The 16,061-nt window shown below is 72.5% G+C and carries 18 protein-coding genes; 8 read left to right on the forward strand and 10 right to left on the reverse strand.

Annotated elements, in window-relative coordinates; translation table 11 throughout:
* Positions 1-112: 112 nt before the first annotated feature.
* Positions 113-1,342: an exodeoxyribonuclease VII large subunit gene (gene xseA, locus ACIG87_RS17915; RefSeq protein ID WP_396851615.1), complete on the forward strand. Its 1,230-nt coding sequence runs from the start codon at positions 113-115 to the stop codon at positions 1,340-1,342.
* Positions 1,339-1,551, forward strand: coding sequence for an exodeoxyribonuclease VII small subunit (locus ACIG87_RS17920; RefSeq protein ID WP_396851616.1), 213 nt, complete (start codon positions 1,339-1,341; stop codon positions 1,549-1,551). The genes xseA and ACIG87_RS17920 overlap by 4 nt, the downstream gene beginning before the upstream one ends.
* Before the next feature lie 214 nt (positions 1,552-1,765).
* On the opposite strand, the gene ACIG87_RS17925 is transcribed toward ACIG87_RS17920, so the two are convergent.
* Together ACIG87_RS17925 and ACIG87_RS17930 are read right to left on the reverse strand one after the other, a co-directional pair.
* A complete protein-coding gene (locus tag ACIG87_RS17925) occupies positions 1,766-2,602 on the reverse strand; it encodes a hypothetical protein (RefSeq protein ID WP_396851617.1) in 837 nt (278 codons plus the stop codon).
* Positions 2,603-2,789: 187 nt separating this feature from the next.
* Entirely contained in the window at positions 2,790-3,533 is a 744-nt protein-coding gene (locus tag ACIG87_RS17930) for a DUF4245 domain-containing protein (RefSeq protein ID WP_396851618.1), read from the reverse strand.
* Between the two features lie 157 nt (positions 3,534-3,690).
* On the opposite strand from ACIG87_RS17930, the gene glpX reads away from it, so the two are divergent.
* Together glpX and ACIG87_RS17940 are read left to right on the forward strand one after the other, a co-directional pair.
* Positions 3,691-4,722: a class II fructose-bisphosphatase gene (gene glpX, locus ACIG87_RS17935; protein WP_396851620.1), complete on the forward strand. Its 1,032-nt coding sequence runs from the start codon at positions 3,691-3,693 to the stop codon at positions 4,720-4,722.
* Positions 4,719-5,690, forward strand: coding sequence for a DMT family transporter (locus ACIG87_RS17940; protein WP_396851621.1), 972 nt, complete (start codon positions 4,719-4,721; stop codon positions 5,688-5,690). Before glpX ends, ACIG87_RS17940 begins: the two co-directional genes overlap by 4 nt.
* Before the next feature lie 50 nt (positions 5,691-5,740).
* Here ACIG87_RS17940 and ACIG87_RS17945 read toward each other — a convergent pair whose 3' ends face one another.
* Positions 5,741-6,700, reverse strand: a complete 960-nt coding sequence (locus ACIG87_RS17945; protein ID WP_396851622.1) for an NAD-dependent epimerase/dehydratase family protein — start codon at positions 6,698-6,700, stop codon at positions 5,741-5,743.
* Between the two features lie 142 nt (positions 6,701-6,842).
* On the opposite strand from ACIG87_RS17945, the gene ACIG87_RS17950 reads away from it, so the two are divergent.
* On the forward strand, positions 6,843-7,529 hold the full coding sequence (locus ACIG87_RS17950; protein WP_396851623.1) for a TetR/AcrR family transcriptional regulator: 687 nt from the start codon (positions 6,843-6,845) through the stop codon (positions 7,527-7,529).
* 18 nt (positions 7,530-7,547) lie between these two features.
* Here the strand turns inward: ACIG87_RS17950 and ACIG87_RS17955 are convergent, their stop codons facing one another.
* The 6 genes from ACIG87_RS17955 to ACIG87_RS17980 form a co-directional block, all read right to left on the reverse strand.
* Positions 7,548-8,516 (reverse strand): NAD(P)/FAD-dependent oxidoreductase, encoded by a 969-nt coding sequence (locus ACIG87_RS17955; protein WP_396851624.1) that lies wholly within the window; start codon positions 8,514-8,516, stop codon positions 7,548-7,550.
* A 114-nt stretch (positions 8,517-8,630) separates the two neighbouring features.
* Positions 8,631-9,284 carry a rhomboid family intramembrane serine protease gene (locus tag ACIG87_RS17960; RefSeq protein WP_396851625.1) on the reverse strand — a complete coding sequence of 218 codons (654 nt, stop codon included), beginning with the start codon at positions 9,282-9,284 and terminating at the stop codon, positions 8,631-8,633.
* Positions 9,285-9,399: 115 nt separating this feature from the next.
* The gene (locus ACIG87_RS17965) at positions 9,400-10,095 is read right to left on the reverse strand and encodes a transglycosylase SLT domain-containing protein (protein ID WP_396851626.1); all 696 of its coding nucleotides are present in this window, start codon (positions 10,093-10,095) and stop codon (positions 9,400-9,402) included.
* 281 nt (positions 10,096-10,376) lie between these two features.
* A complete protein-coding gene (locus ACIG87_RS17970; RefSeq protein ID WP_396851628.1) occupies positions 10,377-11,792 on the reverse strand; it encodes a PhoH family protein in 1,416 nt (471 codons plus the stop codon).
* Positions 11,793-12,144: 352 nt separating this feature from the next.
* On the reverse strand, positions 12,145-12,603 hold the full coding sequence (locus ACIG87_RS17975) for a hypothetical protein (RefSeq protein ID WP_396851629.1): 459 nt from the start codon (positions 12,601-12,603) through the stop codon (positions 12,145-12,147).
* Between the two features lie 31 nt (positions 12,604-12,634).
* A complete protein-coding gene (locus ACIG87_RS17980; RefSeq protein ID WP_396851631.1) occupies positions 12,635-12,979 on the reverse strand; it encodes a hypothetical protein in 345 nt (114 codons plus the stop codon).
* Between the two features lie 265 nt (positions 12,980-13,244).
* Here ACIG87_RS17980 and ACIG87_RS17985 point away from each other — a divergent pair, with 265 nt between their 5' ends.
* The 3 genes from ACIG87_RS17985 (at position 13,245) to otsB (ending at position 15,116) form a co-directional block, all read left to right on the forward strand.
* Complete coding sequence (locus ACIG87_RS17985) at positions 13,245-13,685, forward strand: XRE family transcriptional regulator (RefSeq protein ID WP_396851632.1); 441 nt, start codon at positions 13,245-13,247, stop codon at positions 13,683-13,685.
* A gap of 162 nt (positions 13,686-13,847) precedes the next feature.
* Positions 13,848-14,201, forward strand: a complete 354-nt coding sequence (locus ACIG87_RS17990) for a hypothetical protein (RefSeq protein WP_396851634.1) — start codon at positions 13,848-13,850, stop codon at positions 14,199-14,201.
* Positions 14,202-14,291: 90 nt separating this feature from the next.
* Positions 14,292-15,116 carry a trehalose-phosphatase gene (gene otsB, locus ACIG87_RS17995; RefSeq protein ID WP_396851635.1) on the forward strand — a complete coding sequence of 275 codons (825 nt, stop codon included), beginning with the start codon at positions 14,292-14,294 and terminating at the stop codon, positions 15,114-15,116.
* Between the two features lie 57 nt (positions 15,117-15,173).
* Here otsB and ACIG87_RS18000 read toward each other — a convergent pair whose 3' ends face one another.
* Positions 15,174-15,944: an isoprenyl transferase gene (locus ACIG87_RS18000; RefSeq protein ID WP_067302864.1), complete on the reverse strand. Its 771-nt coding sequence runs from the start codon at positions 15,942-15,944 to the stop codon at positions 15,174-15,176.
* Positions 15,945-16,061: the final 117 nt, after the last annotated feature.

Consider the following 16,061-nt stretch of genomic DNA (forward strand, 5'->3'; position numbering starts at 1 on the left):
CCCGTACCACAGCGGGGGCACGGAGGCCGGTCGGACGGGGACGCGACCGGGCCGGCGGCGCATGCCGTCGGGGCTGCCCGAGGTCGTCGGGGCCGGACCGTAGGGTGGACGGGTGACCGACGCCCCGCGCAGCACCCCCGAGGAGCCCTGGCCGGTCCGGGTGGTCAGCCAGAAGGTCGGCGCCTGGATCGCCAAGCTCGGCTGGGTCTGGGTCGACGGGCAGGTGGCCCAGATCAGCCGCCGGCCGGGGGCGGGCACGGTGTTCCTCACCCTGCGCGACCCGTCGGCCGATCTCAGCCTCACCGTCACCACCAACCGGGACGTCCTCGACGCCGGTGCGCCGGAGTTGCGCGAGGGCGCCCGGGTGGTGCTGCACGCCAAGCCGGAGTTCTACGCGGCCCGGGGCACGCTGAGCCTGCGCGCCGACGAGATCCGCCAGGTCGGGCTCGGTGAGCTGCTGGCCCGGCTGGAGAAACTCAAGAAACTGCTCGCCGCCGAGGGGTTGTTCGACCGGGCCCGCAAGCGTCGGCTGCCGTTCCTGCCGCAGCGGATCGGCCTGATCACCGGTCGGGCGTCGGCGGCCGAGCGGGACGTGTTGACCAACGCCCGGCGGCGCTGGCCGGCGGTGGAGTTCCGCACGGTCAACGTGGCGGTGCAGGGGCCGGGCGCGGTGTCGCAGATCGTCGACGCGCTGCGGGTCCTCGACGCCGACGACGGCATCGACGTGATCATCCTGGCCCGGGGCGGCGGCGGGATCGAGGACCTGCTGCCCTTCTCCGACGAGGCGCTGTGTCGGGCGGTCTTCGCCTGCCGTACCCCGGTGGTCAGCGCGATCGGCCACGAGACGGACGCCCCGCTGGTCGACTACGTCGCCGACGTCCGCGCGTCCACCCCGACCGACGCGGCCAAGCGGGTCGTCCCCGACCTGGCCGACGAGGTCCGGCTGATCGGCCAGGCCCGGTCCCGGCTGGAGCGGGCGGTCCGCAACCTGGTCGACCGGGAGTCGCACCGGCTGACCCTGCTCCGGTCCCGGCCGGTGCTGGCCCGCCCGCAGGTGATGGTCGACCAGCGGGCCGCCGAGGTGACCGCGCTGCGCGACCGGGCGGGCCGCAGCCTGACCCACCGGCTCGGCGCGGCCACCGACGACCTGCGGCACACCCTGGCCCGGCTGCGTGCGCTCTCCCCCGCCGCCACCCTGGACCGGGGCTACGCCATCGTGCAGCGGGCCGACGGGCACGTGGTCCGGGCCGCCGGCGAGGTGGCCGAGGGCGATCCACTGCGGGTACGCCTCGCCGAGGGCGAGCTGACCGCGGCCGTGGCGGAAACGAGGAGGACGAGATGAGCGACCGGAAACCCGACGAGCAGCTCAGCTACGAGCAGGCCCGCGCCGAGCTGGCCCAGGTGGTGGAGCGGCTGGAGACCGGCGGCACGTCGTTGGAGGAGTCGCTGGCGCTGTGGGAGCGCGGCGAGAAGCTCGCCGCGGACTGCCAACGCGCACTCGACGGCGCGCGGGCCCGGATCGACGCCGCCCGGCCCACCGCGCAAGCCTGACCGCACGCGGGGGTGGCCGGGGCACTCAGCCGGGCGTACCCGACGGTTCGCTTGCCCTTGCTCTCCGCCTTGACCGCCTGGAGCCGCCCGACCTGCCCGATGGCGACGACGTGGGGGCGACCGTCGGTCCGCACGTCGAGGTCCTCGATGGCGACGGGCTCCCGGGCGTGCCGGCGGCGGGGCGGTCGAGGCCGCCCCGCCGCCGGCGACCGGCTCAGTTGAACAGGTTGTAGAACTCCTGCGGTGCCTCGACCACCTGGTCGGCAGTGGGCTTCTGGGCGGCGGCGGCGTTGCCGTAGTCGGAGTAGGTGATCTTGATGTCCTGGGCGGCGCTCTGGCCGGCGGCCGGGATCTGGACCACCATCTCGCTGAGCCGACCCTGAGCATCCAGCTTCGCGGTGAACGGCACCGACTGTGCCTGGGCACCCAGCGCGGTGATCACCGTCGGGTCGACCGAACCGGCCTCGGCGGCCTTCGACACGTCCAGGGTGCCGGCGTAGCTGCCCTCGCCGGTCTGCCGGACCTCGATGATGCCCTGGGTCAGCACGGCGCTGCCGGCCGGGTCGACCTTGTCGAAGTCGAAGCCGAGCGACTTGTTGCCCTTGATCCGGGTCTGGTCGAGGTGCTGGTACTTGCCGAGGTTGAGCTTCTGCGCGCCGGGGATGCTGCTGGCGGACCTACCACCGAGGTCGAGCTTCACCCAACTGTCCGGCTTGGCGTGGACCACGTCCAGGTTCATCATCAGGTCCGAGGACGCGTCACCGATGCTCACCTTGATCTGGGCGCTCTGGCTGGGCTCGTGCACCTGCCCCTCGGCGGTAGAGCCGACGCCGGTCATGGTGAACCGGAAGTTCCCGTTGCGGATCTCGTTGGTGGAGTTCAGCAGGGCCTGCTTGGCCTCGGAGGTGCCGGGCGAGGCGCTGCCCGGGGCGACGCTGCCGGGGGATGCGGAGGCCCCCGCCTCGCCGCTTCCGGAGTTGTTGCAGGCGGCCAGGCCGGGGGTGAGCAGCGTCGCGGCGAAGACCGCCGCGCTGAAACGTCGAATGGTCACGTCAGGCTCTCCAGTCGGGTCGTCCGGGCCCCGGCGGGTGCCGGGGGCGTGGCGCCGCGGGCGTGACGCTGTTCGCGCGGCGCGCGGTCCCCGGGCCGATCATGCCGGACGCGGGGTCGCGTCCCTTCTGTTCCCGGACGTCGCCTTCCGCAATCCACTCCGCCGGGAACCACCGCGCATCCCCTGGTCAGCGCAGTGCGCCGGCCAGCTCACGCAGCTCGTTGTCCCGGGCGTCCCCGACGACGATCACCGTACGGTTCGGTTCGAGCAGCACCAGGGCCTGCTCGTTGCCCCGCCCGGTGTACCGCTGCCAGTTCGCCCCGCCCAGCTCGGCCGGCCCCTGCGGCTGCCCCTCGGCGGTCAGTTCGGCGGGGAGCAGCCGCTCCGGCGGCACGTTGCTCTGCACCAGTTGGGCGCCCCGCCCCTCCGGAGTGAGATAGCCCACCCGCAGGTTCGCGCCGTCGTCGACGGTACGGAAACTGGCGCTCACCGTACGCCAGCCGGAGCCGAGCCCGGACGGCTCGGTGACCGGGAAGACGTTCGCGGCGCGGGCTTGCTCGTAGGCGGGGGCGGCGTCGACGGTGGTCGGCTGCTCGCCGCCGAGGAAACCCCGGTAGAAGGCGAGCAGCAGGGCGATCGGGACCAACAGCACCAGCAACGACAGGGCCATGTCCTTCGGCGAACGCTCGGAGCGGGGCTTCTCCGCCCGCCCGGCGCGGGCCGCCGTCGCCCGTCCACCCGGCGGGTCGCCCGCCGACGCGACCACCGCCGGCTCGACCACCGCCGGCTCGGGGCCGTCGTCGGCCGGGCGGCCCGCGTCGGTGGCGGGCACGGCATCGGCTGCCGGCCCGGCGGCGGGGGGCACCGGCGGCTGGCCGTCCGGCGGGGTCGGATCGGCGGGTACGCGGTCAGCAGGCTGTGCGGGCTCCACCGGCCCATTCTCGCAGCCGCCCGGTACGGCGATCCCGCCCACCATCGCCCCGCCCCGCCGCCGGACCTGGCATCGTGTGAGGATCAGCGACAAAACTGGCAGTGGCGACCGCAGCCCCTGTCGGTCCACCCCGCACCGTCGCGAGGAGGAAGCCGGCATGACGAACACCAGGACGCGGATCCCGCAGGATCTCGACCGCAACCTCGCCCTCGACCTGGTCCGGGTCACCGAGGCCGCGGCGATGGCCGCCGGCCGGTGGGTCGGCCGGGGTGACAAGGAGGGTGGCGACGGGGCAGCCGTCGACGCCATGCGCAAGCTGATCAACTCGATCCAGATGCGCGGCATCGTGGTGATCGGCGAGGGCGAGAAGGACAACGCGCCGATGCTGTTCAACGGCGAGGAGGTGGGGGACGGCAGCGGGCCCGAGGTGGACGTGGCGGTGGACCCGGTCGACGGCACCACGCTGATGAGCAAGGGCATGCCCAACGCGCTCGCGGTGCTGGCCGTCTCCGAGCGGGGCGCGATGTTCGATCCGAGTGCCGTCTTCTACATGGAGAAGCTCGCCGTCGGTCCGGCGTACGCCGACGTGGTGGACATCGACGCCGGGCCGGCCGAGAACATCCGGCGGATCGCCAAGGTCAAAGGCACCGACGTCGCCGAGGTCACCGTCTGTGTGCTGGACCGTTCCCGGCACGACGACCTGGTCGGGCAGATCCGGCGAACCGGGGCGGGCATCCGGTTCATCTCCGACGGGGACATCGCCGGCTCCATCGCCGCCGCCCGGGGCGAGTCGGGCGTCGACGTGCTGATGGGCATCGGCGGCACCCCCGAGGGGATCATCTCCGCCTGCGCGCTCAAGTGCATGGGCGGGGCGATGCAGGCCAAGCTCTGGCCGCGCGACGCGCAGGAGCGGGAGAAGGCGCTCGCCGCCGGGCACGACCTGGACCGGGTGCTCGGCACCGACGACCTGGTCACCGGGGACAACTGCTTCTTCGTGGCCACCGGGGTGACCTCCGGCGACCTGCTGCGGGGGGTGCGGTACCGGGCCGGCGGGGCGTACACCCAGTCGATCGTGATGCGGTCCAAGAGCGGCACGATCCGGGTGATCGACTCGTACCACCGGTTGGAGAAGCTGGCCCTCTACTCGGCGGTGGACTTCGACGGCAGGCCCCTGGCAGAGCAGGAGTGACCGGGACTCCGACGGCGTCCCCACCCGTCCTTCCCACCTACCGGCGGATCGCCGGGATCGGGCTGGCGACCGCCGGGGGCCTCGGGGTGGCCGTCCAGTCCCGGATCAACGGCGAGCTGGGCGTACGCCTGGCCGACGGGATCGCTGCGGCGGTGGTCTCCTTCGGCCTCGGGCTGCTGGTGCTGCTGGTGCTGGTCCCCGCCCTGCCCGGCGGGCGACACGGACTGGCCGACCTGCGCGCGGCGCTGCGCTCCGGCGCGCTGCGCCCCTGGCAGTTGTTGGGCGGGGTGTGCGGGGCGTTCCTGGTCGCCACCCAGGGGCTCACCATCGGCGTGCTCGGCGTGGCGGTCTTCACCGTCGCCGTGGTCGCCGGGCAGTCGGCCAGCAGCCTGGTCGTGGACCGGGCCGGCATCGGTCCGGGCGGGCCGCAGCCGGTGACCCTCCCCCGGCTGGCCGGCGCGGTGCTGACCGTCCTGGCCGTGCTGTTGGCGGTCGGTGACCGGCTCGGCGACCCGGGCACCCTGGTGCTTGCCCTGCTGCCGTTGCTGGCCGGGTTGGGCCTCGCCTGGCAGCAGGCGGTCAACGGCCTGGTCCGTGCGGCGTCGGGTAGCGCGCTCACCGCCACCCTGGTCAACTTCGCCGTCGGCACGGCCGCCCTGTTGGTCGCCTTCGTCGTGGAGGTGGCCGTCCGGGGCGTCCCCGGCGGCGCGCTGCCGACCGAACCGTGGCTCTATCTGGGTGGCCCGATCGGCATTCTGTTCATCACGGTCGCGGCGGCGATCGTCCGCTTCACCGGGGTGCTGCTGCTGGGTCTCGCCACCATCGCCGGTCAGGTCGTCGGGGCCGTCGTACTGGACGTGGTGCTGCCGACGGCGGCGTCGCACCCGGGACCGGCCACCCTGGCGGGCGCGACGCTCACCCTGGTCGCGGTGCTGATCGCGGCGCTCGGCCCGGCCCCCCGGCGCTGACCCGCGACCCGCCCGGCCGCGACCGTCCCGGCGGGGCCGGCGGCCGACCGTCAGCGGTCGGCACCTGCGCCCGACGTGACCGGGGTGCGGGCCGCCGTGGCGAGCGTCGCCACGGTCGTGGCCAGCACCTCGTCCAGTGGGGTCGGCGTGATGCCCAGGGTCGTGGTGGCCCGGGTCGAGTCCATCAGGTACGGGCGGGCGAACTGGTGCGCGGTCTCCCGCAGCTCGCGGGCGAACGGGTCGGTCAGACCACCGAGCCAGAGCAGCGGGTAGGGCATCCGGGTCAGCCTCGGCGTCGGGGCGCCGACCAGCTCCGCCGCCCGGACGGCCAGCTCGCGCATGCCGACGGCCGGGTTGCTGGGCACGTGCCAGGCCCGGCCCCAGGCCCGCTCGTCGGTTGCGGCGGCGACCAGGGTACGAGCGACGTCCCCGATGTACGTCCAGGTGTGCGGGGCGTCCCAGTTCACCGGCAGGAAGACCCGCTGCCCGGCGAGCACCCTCGGCAGCACCAGCATCGGCAGGGAGGTGCCCCCGGCGCCGAGGTAGTCCGAGCCGCGCACCTCGGTGATCCGGGCCCGGCCGGCGCGGTGGGCGGCGAGCGCCTCGGTCCACATCCGGTTGCGTACCCGGCCCTTGGTGCCGGTGGCGGCGAGCGGGTTGTCCTCGGTCATCGGCGCGTCGACCGGACCGTAGCCGTAGAGGCAGCCGACGGTGGCGAGCACCGCGCCGGTGCGCTCGGCGGCGGTGAGCAGCGCGGCGGACAGCGGCGGCCAGTCCGTGGCCCACCGGTGGTACGCAGGGTTGGCGCAGTTGTAGAGGGCGACGGCCCCGTCGGCGAGGGCGGTCAACCGCTCGGCGTCTGTGGCGTCGGTGGCGACCAGTTCCACCGCCGGATCGGTGGGGCCGGTGCCCCGGCGGGTGACCAGCCGAACCTGTTCGCCCTGTTCGGCGAGGTGGCGGGCGGTGGCGGTGCCGACCGGACCGGCACCGACGATCACGTGCAGCGACATGGGAACACCTTTCGAATCAGGGGACCGAATAGAGAGCACTGCTCTCATCAAGCTGCGCCCAGCATGACCGATCACCGACCTCGCCGTCAAGAGCAGTGCTCTCGCTTTTGATTGCCGATCCGATTCGTGGCAGAGTGGAGCCATGCCGGCTTCCTCGATCCGCGCTCGGGTTCGCGCCGAGATGATCGACGAGATCAAGGCGGTGGCCCGCCGCCACCTCGCCACCGACGGCGCGAACCTCTCGCTCCGAGCGGTCGCCCGGGACATGGGCATGGTCTCGTCCGCGATCTACCGCTACTTCCCGAGCCGCGACGACCTGCTCACCGCGCTGATCCTGGAGGCCTACCACGCACTCGGCGACACGGTGGAGGAAGCCGACGCCGCCGCCGACCGGGCCGACCTGCGCGGACGCTGGCACGCCGCCTGCCGGGCCGCCCGCGTCTGGGCGCTCGCCCATCCCGCCGAGTACGCCCTGCTCTACGGCAGTCCGGTGCCCGGCTACGCCGCCCCCGAGGACACCGTGCTGCCCGCGCAGCGCCCCCCACTGACCCTGATCGGCATCCTCCGCGACGGACTGGCCGACGGCCGGCTCCGCCCGCCCGACGACAACCTGCCCGAGCCGGTCCGCGCCGACCTCGCCGACCTCGCCGCCGGCTTCTTCTCCGGCGTGCCCGAGCCCCTGCTGGCCCGGGGCATGGCCGGCTGGACCCAACTGTTCGGGTTGATCAGCTTCGAACTCTTCGGCCGCCTCAACAACGCGGTGGCCCATCGGGACGCCTACTTCGACCACCAGATCGCCCTGATGGCCGACCTCATCGGCCTGCCCTGAGCCAGCTCGCGCGGCGGGTCAGCCGGCGTCGGAGGAGTGACCGGGGAAGAGGTGGGCTGCCGGGTCGATGGCGACGGCGGCGTTGTTGACGGCGGTGGCGGCCTCGCCGAAACCGGTGGCGATCAGCCGCACCTTGCCCGGGTACTCGGTGATGTCACCGGCGGCGAAGACCCGGGGCAGGTTGGTCGCCATCGCGCTGTCCACCACGATGTGCCGCCGGTCCAGCTGCAAGCCCCACTCGGCCAACGGCCCCAGGTCGGCGGTGAAGCCGAGCGCCGCGACCACCGTGTCGACCGGCAGGGTCTCCGCCGCCCCACCCCGTACGGTGATCTCGGCGGCGGTCACCGTGTCGTCGCCGTACAGTCGGGTCACCTCGGCGTTGACGACGACCCGCACCGGCAGGGACAGCACCCGGGCCACCGTCCCGGCGTGCGCCCGGAAGCGCTCCCGACGGTGCACCAGGGTCACCGAGCGGGCCAACGGTTGGAGTGTCGCCGCCCAGTCGAACGCGGAGTCACCGCCACCCACGATCAGCACGTCCCGGTCGGCCAGCACGGCCGGCTCCGGTACGAAGTAGACGATCCCGCCGCCGAGGAAGCTCTCCGCGACCGGCAGCGGACGCGGGGCGAAGCTGCCCAGCCCGCCGGTGACCACCACCGCGCCGCAGCGCACCTGCTCGCCACCCTCGAGGCCCAGCACCGGCCGACCGTCGGTGTGGGCGAGCTTCTCGGCCCGGGTGCCGAGCAGGTACTCCGGATGGTAGGGCGCGGCCTGGGCGACCAGGTTGGCCACCAGGTCCCGCCCCTTGACGGCGGGGAAGCCGGCGACGTCGAGGATCAGCTTCTCCGGGTACATGGCGGTGATCTGCCCGCCCGGCTCGGGCAGCGCGTCGACCACCGCCACCGACAGGCCCCGGAAGCCCGCGTAGTACGCGGCGAACAGCCCCACCGGGCCGGCTCCGATCACGGCGACATCGACCTCGCGCATGGGCGTACCGTCGCTTTCCGCTGGCGATCAACGCGTGCTGATGCCGACGTTAGGCGTGCCGACCCGCTCGGGCAAGCATGTCCCAGCCCCGCCGCATGCCGGGCGGGTCGCCCGTCAGGACGGCAGCGTGGACTCCACCCGGTACGGCCCGTACGGGTCGTACGGTCGACGACGCCGGAACAGGATCGCCGCGACCACCCCGCCGAGCAGCCCGAACAGGTGGCCCTGCCAGGAGATCCGCTCGTCGGTGGGGAGGATGCCGAGCAGTTGCCAGCCGTAGAGAAGGCCGACCAGCAGCACCACCGCGAAGTTCCACCAGCTCCGTTCGACGATGCCCCGGGTGAGCAGCAGGCCGAGGTAGCCGAAGATGACTCCGCTGGCCCCGACGACCACCGAGTTGGGCGAGCCGGTGAACCAGACGCCGAGCCCACTGATCAGGATGATGACCAGTGTGGACCAGAGGAACCGGCGGACCCCGGCGGCCAGCACGAAGGTGCCGAGCAGGATCAGCGGGATGCTGTTGCTGTAGAGGTGTTCGAAGCCGTGGTGCAGGAACGGCGAGAAGAACACCCCGTCGAGCCCCTGGATGCGGTGCGGGATGATGCCGACCGCCAGGTCGAGCCCGAAGCCGAGCCCCTGGTCGAGGGCCTCGATGAGGAAGAGGAACGGCACCACCGCGCACATGGCGACGAAGGCCCGGCCGAGGGACGCGTAGAACGCCTCGGTGCCGAACCGGTCGGGGTCGCCGCCCATCGGGTGCAGGGTCACCCCACCATGGCTATCAGCATTCGGCGAGAACCGCTACCTCGGTTCCACTCCGCGCCCCGGTACGACGACGGCGGGGCGGGTGGTCGCCCACCCGCCCCGCCGTCATGGCCGTCGATCAGTACCAGCCCTCGCTCTGGCTCTTCGCCCAGGCGCCGCACGGGTTGTCGTACCGGCCCTCGATGTAGCCGAGGCCCCACTTGATCTGGGTGGCCGGGTTGGTCTTCCAGTCACTGGCGACCGAACTCATCTTGTTGCCCGGCACCGCCTGCGGAATGCCGTACGCCCCGGACGACGAGTTGCTGGCCTTGGGGTTCCAGCCGCTCTCCTTGGTCCAGAGCTTGTCCAGGCAGGGCATCTGGTCGATCTTGAAGCCCTCCTGGAGCAGCAGCGCGCAGCCGATCTTCCGGTTGCCGCTGTACTCGCCGCACGAGGCGGGGATCGGGCCGGCGAACGAGCTGCTCTTCGCCTCCGCCTCCTTGGCCTTGGCCTCCGCCTCACGCCCCTTCTTGCGCGACGCCGCCGCGGCCTCGGCCTCCTTGGCCCGCTGGGCGGCCTCCTTGGCCGCCGCGGCGGCCCGCAGTTTCGCCTGGTACTCGGCGGCCCGATGCTTCGCGGACTCCCGCCGGTGGTCGGCCTGCCGATCGCGCTGGTAGTCGTACTCGGCCTGGTCGACCTCGAGGCCGACCTGCGCGGTCAGGCCCTGTTGCTGGATTTCGCGGTCTTCGCCCAGATAGAAGCCGCCCGCAACGCCCACGGAGAGCAGTGCGACAGCGGCCGTACGGGCACCGAACCGGCTCCACAGCCGACTCACGAAGTGTCCCTTCGTCGGGGGCAAGGACGCGGCGCGGACCGGCCTCGAACGGGCGCAGTCGTGCCGCAAGCGCCCCGACCTCAGCCGGTCGCCACCGACGCACCAGCGGGGATGCCCGTCCGGGGGTGGGACGAACGATCACCAACGATCCCGCCGGGGCGTGGGCGCTCGTTGGACACCATTGCGCACAGTGAGGCGGATGGGAAACCAACCACCTCATTTGTGACCTGTGCCACAAAGTGAATGTGGACGCTGAGGGACGGAACTCCCCCGGGCAGAGATCAGATCGGGATGTCCTCCAACAGATCCGTCACCATGGCCGCGATCGGGGAGCGCTCGGACCGGTTCAACGTGACGTGCGCGAAGAGTGGGTGCCCCTTCAACGCCTCGATCACCGCCGTCACCCCGTCGTGCCGGCCCACCCGCAGGTTGTCCCGCTGGGCGACGTCGTGGGTGAGCACCACCCGCGAGCCCTGCCCGATCCGGGACAGCACGGTGAGCAGCACGCCCCGCTCCAACGACTGCGCCTCGTCGACGATGACGAAGGCGTCGTGCAGGCTCCGGCCCCGGATGTGGGTCAGCGGGAGGACCTCCAGGATGCCCCGCGAGGTGACCTCCTCCAGCACGTTCTCGTGCACCACCGCGCCGAGGGTGTCGAAGACGGCCTGCGCCCAGGGCGACATCTTCTCCGACTCCGAGCCGGGCAGGTAGCCCAGCTCCTGGCCGCCGACGGCGTAGAGCGGGCGGAAGACCACCACCTTCTTGTGCCGGCGACGTTCCATCACCGCCTCCAGCCCGGCGCAGAGCGCCAGCGCGGACTTCCCGGTGCCGGCCCGGCCGCCCAGCGACACGATCCCGATCGACTCGTCCAGCAGCAGATCCAGCGCGATCCGCTGCTCGGCCGACCGGCCGTGCACGCCGAACGCCTCCCGGTCGCCCCGGACCAGCCGGACCGTCTTGTCGGGCAGCACCCGGCCCAGGGCCGAGCCGCTGGCGGAGTGCAGCACCAGGCCGGTGTGGCAGGACAGACCGGCGGCGGCGTCCAGGTCGAGGCTGTCCCCGGCGTAGAGCCGGCCGATCTCCTCCGCACCCAACTCCAGCTCGGCCATCCCCGTCCAGGTCGGATCGCTGGCCTGACCGTGCCGGTACTCGTCGGCCCGCAGGCCCACCGAGGCGGCCTTGACCCGCAGTGGCATGTCCTTGCTGACCAGGGTCACCTCCCGCCCCTCAGCGGCCAGGTTCAGCGCCACCGACAGGATCCGGGCGTCGTTGGACTCGTTGCGGAACCCCGGTGGGAGGACGCCGTCGTCCGAGTGGTTCAGCTCCACCTTCAGCGTGCCGCCGGACTCGTTGGCGGGCACCGGATGGTCCAGCCGACCGTGCCGGACCCGCAGCTCGTCGAGCATCCGCAGGGACTGGCGGGCGAACCAGCCCAGCTCCGGGTGGTGCCGCTTCCCCTCCAACTCCGAGATCACCACGAGGGGCAGGACCACCTCGTGCTCGGCGAAGCGGTGGAAGGCCGCCGGGTCGGAGAGCAGTACGGACGTGTCCAGGACGAACACCTGGCCGGCTGGTCCGGGCTCCTCGGGGCCGGGCGGAGCAGCGGCCGTCGTACGGCGGCTCCGGGTGGATCGGCGGGTCGTGGCAGTCGCGGCCGGGATCTGGTCGACACCGGCGGGCGTACGGCGAGTCGTCACAGGCCTGCTCCGACGGACGGGCATCCGCCATCCGCGTTCCGCCTCCTCCGGTGCCCGGGGACACGGGGTCGGATGCGGAACCCCGTGCGCGAGGTCGCAGATCCGGGCGGGCCGGCTGACCCGGGAGAACCCCGTGCCATGCCTAGACGCTAGCCGCGCCGGGCCGCCTCGGCTAGGGGGTAGCCAGGGATCTCCCCCGCCGGGCACGTCACCGACGGTGGGCGGCGGACCGGCCGGGATGCATGCCCCCTGCGCGCATCCCGGCCGGTGGAACCGCGTCAACGGTCCGACGCGGCCCCGGCGGTACGCGTCCGCCGCGGACGACGTACCGACGATTGTCGGCTCGCTCGGCTCAGCCCGGCCGGCGCACCAGGGTGCCGGTCGGGTGCCGACCGGCGATCGGGCCCGGCGTGGCGGCGAACGAGGAGCCGGTGTACGTGGTGCCCTGGCGGGACGTCGGCGCGGAAGGTCCGGCGGCGTCGGCCGGGTGGGACGGCTGGGGCCGGTGGGGCGGCAACCCCGCACCGACCGGTGCGGCAGCCACCCCGACCCGGGTGGCCGTCGGCCCGGCGGTCACCCCGGCCGTCGTCCCGGCGGAGGACGGCACGGCCGGGGCGGCGAGCGCCGAGGCGAGCACGGCCTGGGCGTCGCGTCGACGCCGGTTCCAGGCGCCCCGGTCACCGTCGAAGTAGCCCTGCCGGTAGCCGAACCGGTACCCGATCCGGTAGCTGAGCTGGCCGTGCAGCCGACCGGCCGCATAGCTGGTCGCGCCCAGGACGAGCACGAGGAACAGCGCGAGGAAGGGGCTCATCGGGCGGCTCCGGCACGCCGCGTCGGCCGGGTCACCGGTCCTCCGGCTCGGCCGGGCTCGGATCGACGACCAGCAACCGCTCCAGGTCCTCGGTGCTGACCTCCTCGACCAGCTCGACGCTGATCCGGCAGCCGTCGAGCACCACCTCGGCCATCGAGGAACGCCGGATCTCGCCGCCGGCGTCGTAGACCCGGACGCTCATCTCCGGGCAGCCGAGGTGGGTCCGCCAGGCGTTCCACTCCTCCCGGTCGCCGACGCTCAGTGACAGGTAGCGGCAACCCCGGGCGAGGTAGAGCCGCCAGGGCGCGCTCAGTCCCGCGGCAACCCCCTCCGCGATCAGTCCGAAGGCCTGGGCGCGGGTCGCGAGTTCGGTCACCACACCCCCCTCGCACCGGAAGCGTGACGCATGTGAGCACTGATCGTCTCAAGCACGTGACACACCGTAGATTGTCCCATGAGCGTGACAGTATCAGCTTTCTGTCCGGTTCCCTTCGACCCCAGATGCGGCTATTATGCCCAGGTGAGCACCCCCAGTGCGGCCCATCGACCGTTGACGGACAGCGCAGTGAGTGCGTCTCATGTGCGTGACAAAGATCCGCCCCGGGAAGCCCGGATGAGCGCTGCGGTCGTACCGTCACGGGGTGACCGAGACCGCCCCCGCCCGGAAGATCGCATTTGCCACCTTCATTCGCCGGGCGCTCGACGATGCCCGGGCGATGCGGGCCTGGACCGGCACCGAGGTCTCCCGCCGCACCGGCGTCTCCCGACAGACAATCAATCGCTGGGTCCGTGGCGACTGGGCCAGTGACCCGGAGGCGGAACGGGTGGTGGCGTTCTGTGAAGGTCTGGGCCTCAACCCCGCCGCCGCCTTCGCCGCCCTCGGCTGGGACCGGGCCGCCACCCCCCGAGGTGCCGCGAACCCTCCCCCGATGGACCCGGACGTCGAGGCGCTGCTGCGTCGGCTGGTCGACCCGGCCGTCTCGGATGCGGAGAAGTTCCACATCCGAGAAACCATTCGTTACCTCGCATATCGCCCCACTCTCCCGTTGGATGTCCGAAATGGAGGAGAGCAGGCCGGGTAGTTCCTCAGATGGCGAAAGAACGCCTGAGCAGACCCGATCGTTTCGATCCGGGGGCGCAACGGGCACGCTAGCGTCCGTATTCGTACTGCTTGGGCTCGTCGTCGGCGGGGGGACGGGACAAGGCCGAACTCAGCCCTGCGGGACAGAAGGAGGGGTCTGTCCATGACCCTGAAGTGGTGGGCAGTCGTGGTCGCGGCGGTGTCCCTGACCGCGTGCGTGACCGCGAACCTGGTGGTCGGCGGACGGGCCGACGAGCAGATTCCCCTGGTCGTCAACCTCTTCGCCCTCACCATCGCCGGCACCGCCGTCGTCCTGGCGGTGGTCGCCGAACTGCACGCCCGACTCGACGACCGGGTCAGCGCGCTCACCGAGTTCCTGGTGGCGCGGCTCGACGAGATCGAGACCCGCACCGGCGACCGGAACACCGGCTTCGTCGAGGGTTACCTGCTCAACCAGGGTCGGGAGGCCACGGTGGTGCCGCTGGGGCGGCGCGGTCGGGGAGCCGCCGAACGCTGAGGACCACTCACGGTCGACCTACCCCGGCGGTGTCAAGAAGCCATTCCGAAGCCACGAATCAGCCACCGACCCCGGGGTACGCTTTCGCGCGTGCCGCCGTTGAATCTGGGGAACCAGCAGCCACAGACCCCGCTGGATGCTGAGCACGCCTGGCGTACCACCGCCGAGCGGGCCGCCGACACCGTCCTGTTCTTCGACTTCGATGGCACGCTCGCGCCGGTCGACGACGACCCCACCGCGGTACGCCCCGCACCGAAGGTGCTCGCCGCCCTGGAGGCCCTCGCCCCGGTGATGCAGCGGGTGGCGATCGTCTCCGCCCGCCCCGTCGACTTCCTCCGTGACCACCTCGGCGGCCTCACCGGGATCGACCTGTACGGCCTGTACGGCCTGGAGCACAGCTACTCGGGCGGCGCGACCGTCACCGAGCCCGCCGCGCTGCCCTGGGTGCCCACCATGGCCGACCTGGCCGACCTGGCCCGCGCCGAACTGCCCGCCGGGGCCCTGGTGGAGTTCAAGCGGCTGAGCGTGGCGCTGCACTGGCGTACCGCGCAGCAGCTCGGCCCGGCGGTCGAACAGTGGGGCCGGGCGCAGGCCGAACGGCTCGGGCTCAGGGTGCAGGCCGGCCGGATGGTGCTGGAGCTCAAGCCGCCCGTCGACCGGGACAAGGGCCTGGTCATCGGCGAGGTGGTCCGGGACGCCGGTGGCGCCTGGTACTTCGGCGACGACGTCTCCGACATCAAGGCGTTCGCGGCGCTGCGCGCCCGGTCCGCCGCCGACCCGGCGTTCCTCGGCGTCTGCGTGGCGGTGGCCAACCCGGAGACCGGCCACGAGGTCGCCGAGGCCGCCGACCTCACCATCGACTCGCCCGCCGCGCTGGGTGACTTCCTGACCCGCGCCCTGCACCACCTCACCTGACCGCCCGCCCCGGCACTCCCGGGGGCGTCACGGCGCGTTTGCGCCCGGCGCCGCGGGTCAGGCGCCGTAGCGGCGTTGGCGGGTGCCGTAGGAGCGCAGGGCGCGGAGGAAGTCGACCCGGCGGAAGTCGGGCCAGTTGAGTTCGCAGAAGTAGAACTCCGAGTGCGCCGACTGCCAGAGCATGAAGCCGGACAGGCGCTGCTCACCGCTGGTCCGGATGATCAGATCCGGGTCGGGCAGCCCCCGGGTGTAGAGGTGCTCGGAGATGTGGTCCACGTCCAGCGAACCGGCCAGTTCCTCGATGGTGCCGCCCTTGGCGGCATGCTCCACCAGCAGCGAACGGACCGCGTCGGCGATCTCGCGCCGCCCGCCGTACCCGACGGCGATGTTGACCTGCGCGCCGCCGGTACGTTCCCGGGTGCGTTCCTCGGCGGCCTTGAGCGCCTGGGCGTGCTGCGTCGGCAGCACGTCGAGCGCACCGACCATCCGCAGCCGCCAGGGATTGCCCTCCTCGGCCAGCTCCGTGGTCAGATCCTCGATGATCTGGAGCAGTGGATCCAGTTCCTCCGCCGGCCGGGACAGGTTGTCGGTGGAGAGCAGCCAGAGCGTGACGTGGCCGACGCCGGCGGCGTCGCACCAGCGCAGCAACTCCTTGATCCGCTCGGCACCCATCCGGTGCCCGTCGTTCGGGTCGACCAGGCCCATTTCCCGCGCCCACCTGCGATTACCGTCGCACATCACGCCGACGTGCCGGGGCACCGGCCGACCCGCGAGCCTGGCCGTCAGCCGGCGCTCGTAGACGGAGTAGAGAAGTTTCCGCAGAGTCATCACCTTGCAGCGTAGCGACCCACCCCGAACATCAGTGCCTCGGACGCCGCACCTGCCCCGTGATCAAGAGAAATACGTCGTTCGCCGGCAGCGCGATGACCGAAACCTCTTGATCAC

The organism is Micromonospora sp. NPDC051925 (assembly GCF_044548625.1).
In the GTDB taxonomy this organism is placed as follows: domain Bacteria; phylum Actinomycetota; class Actinomycetes; order Mycobacteriales; family Micromonosporaceae; genus Micromonospora.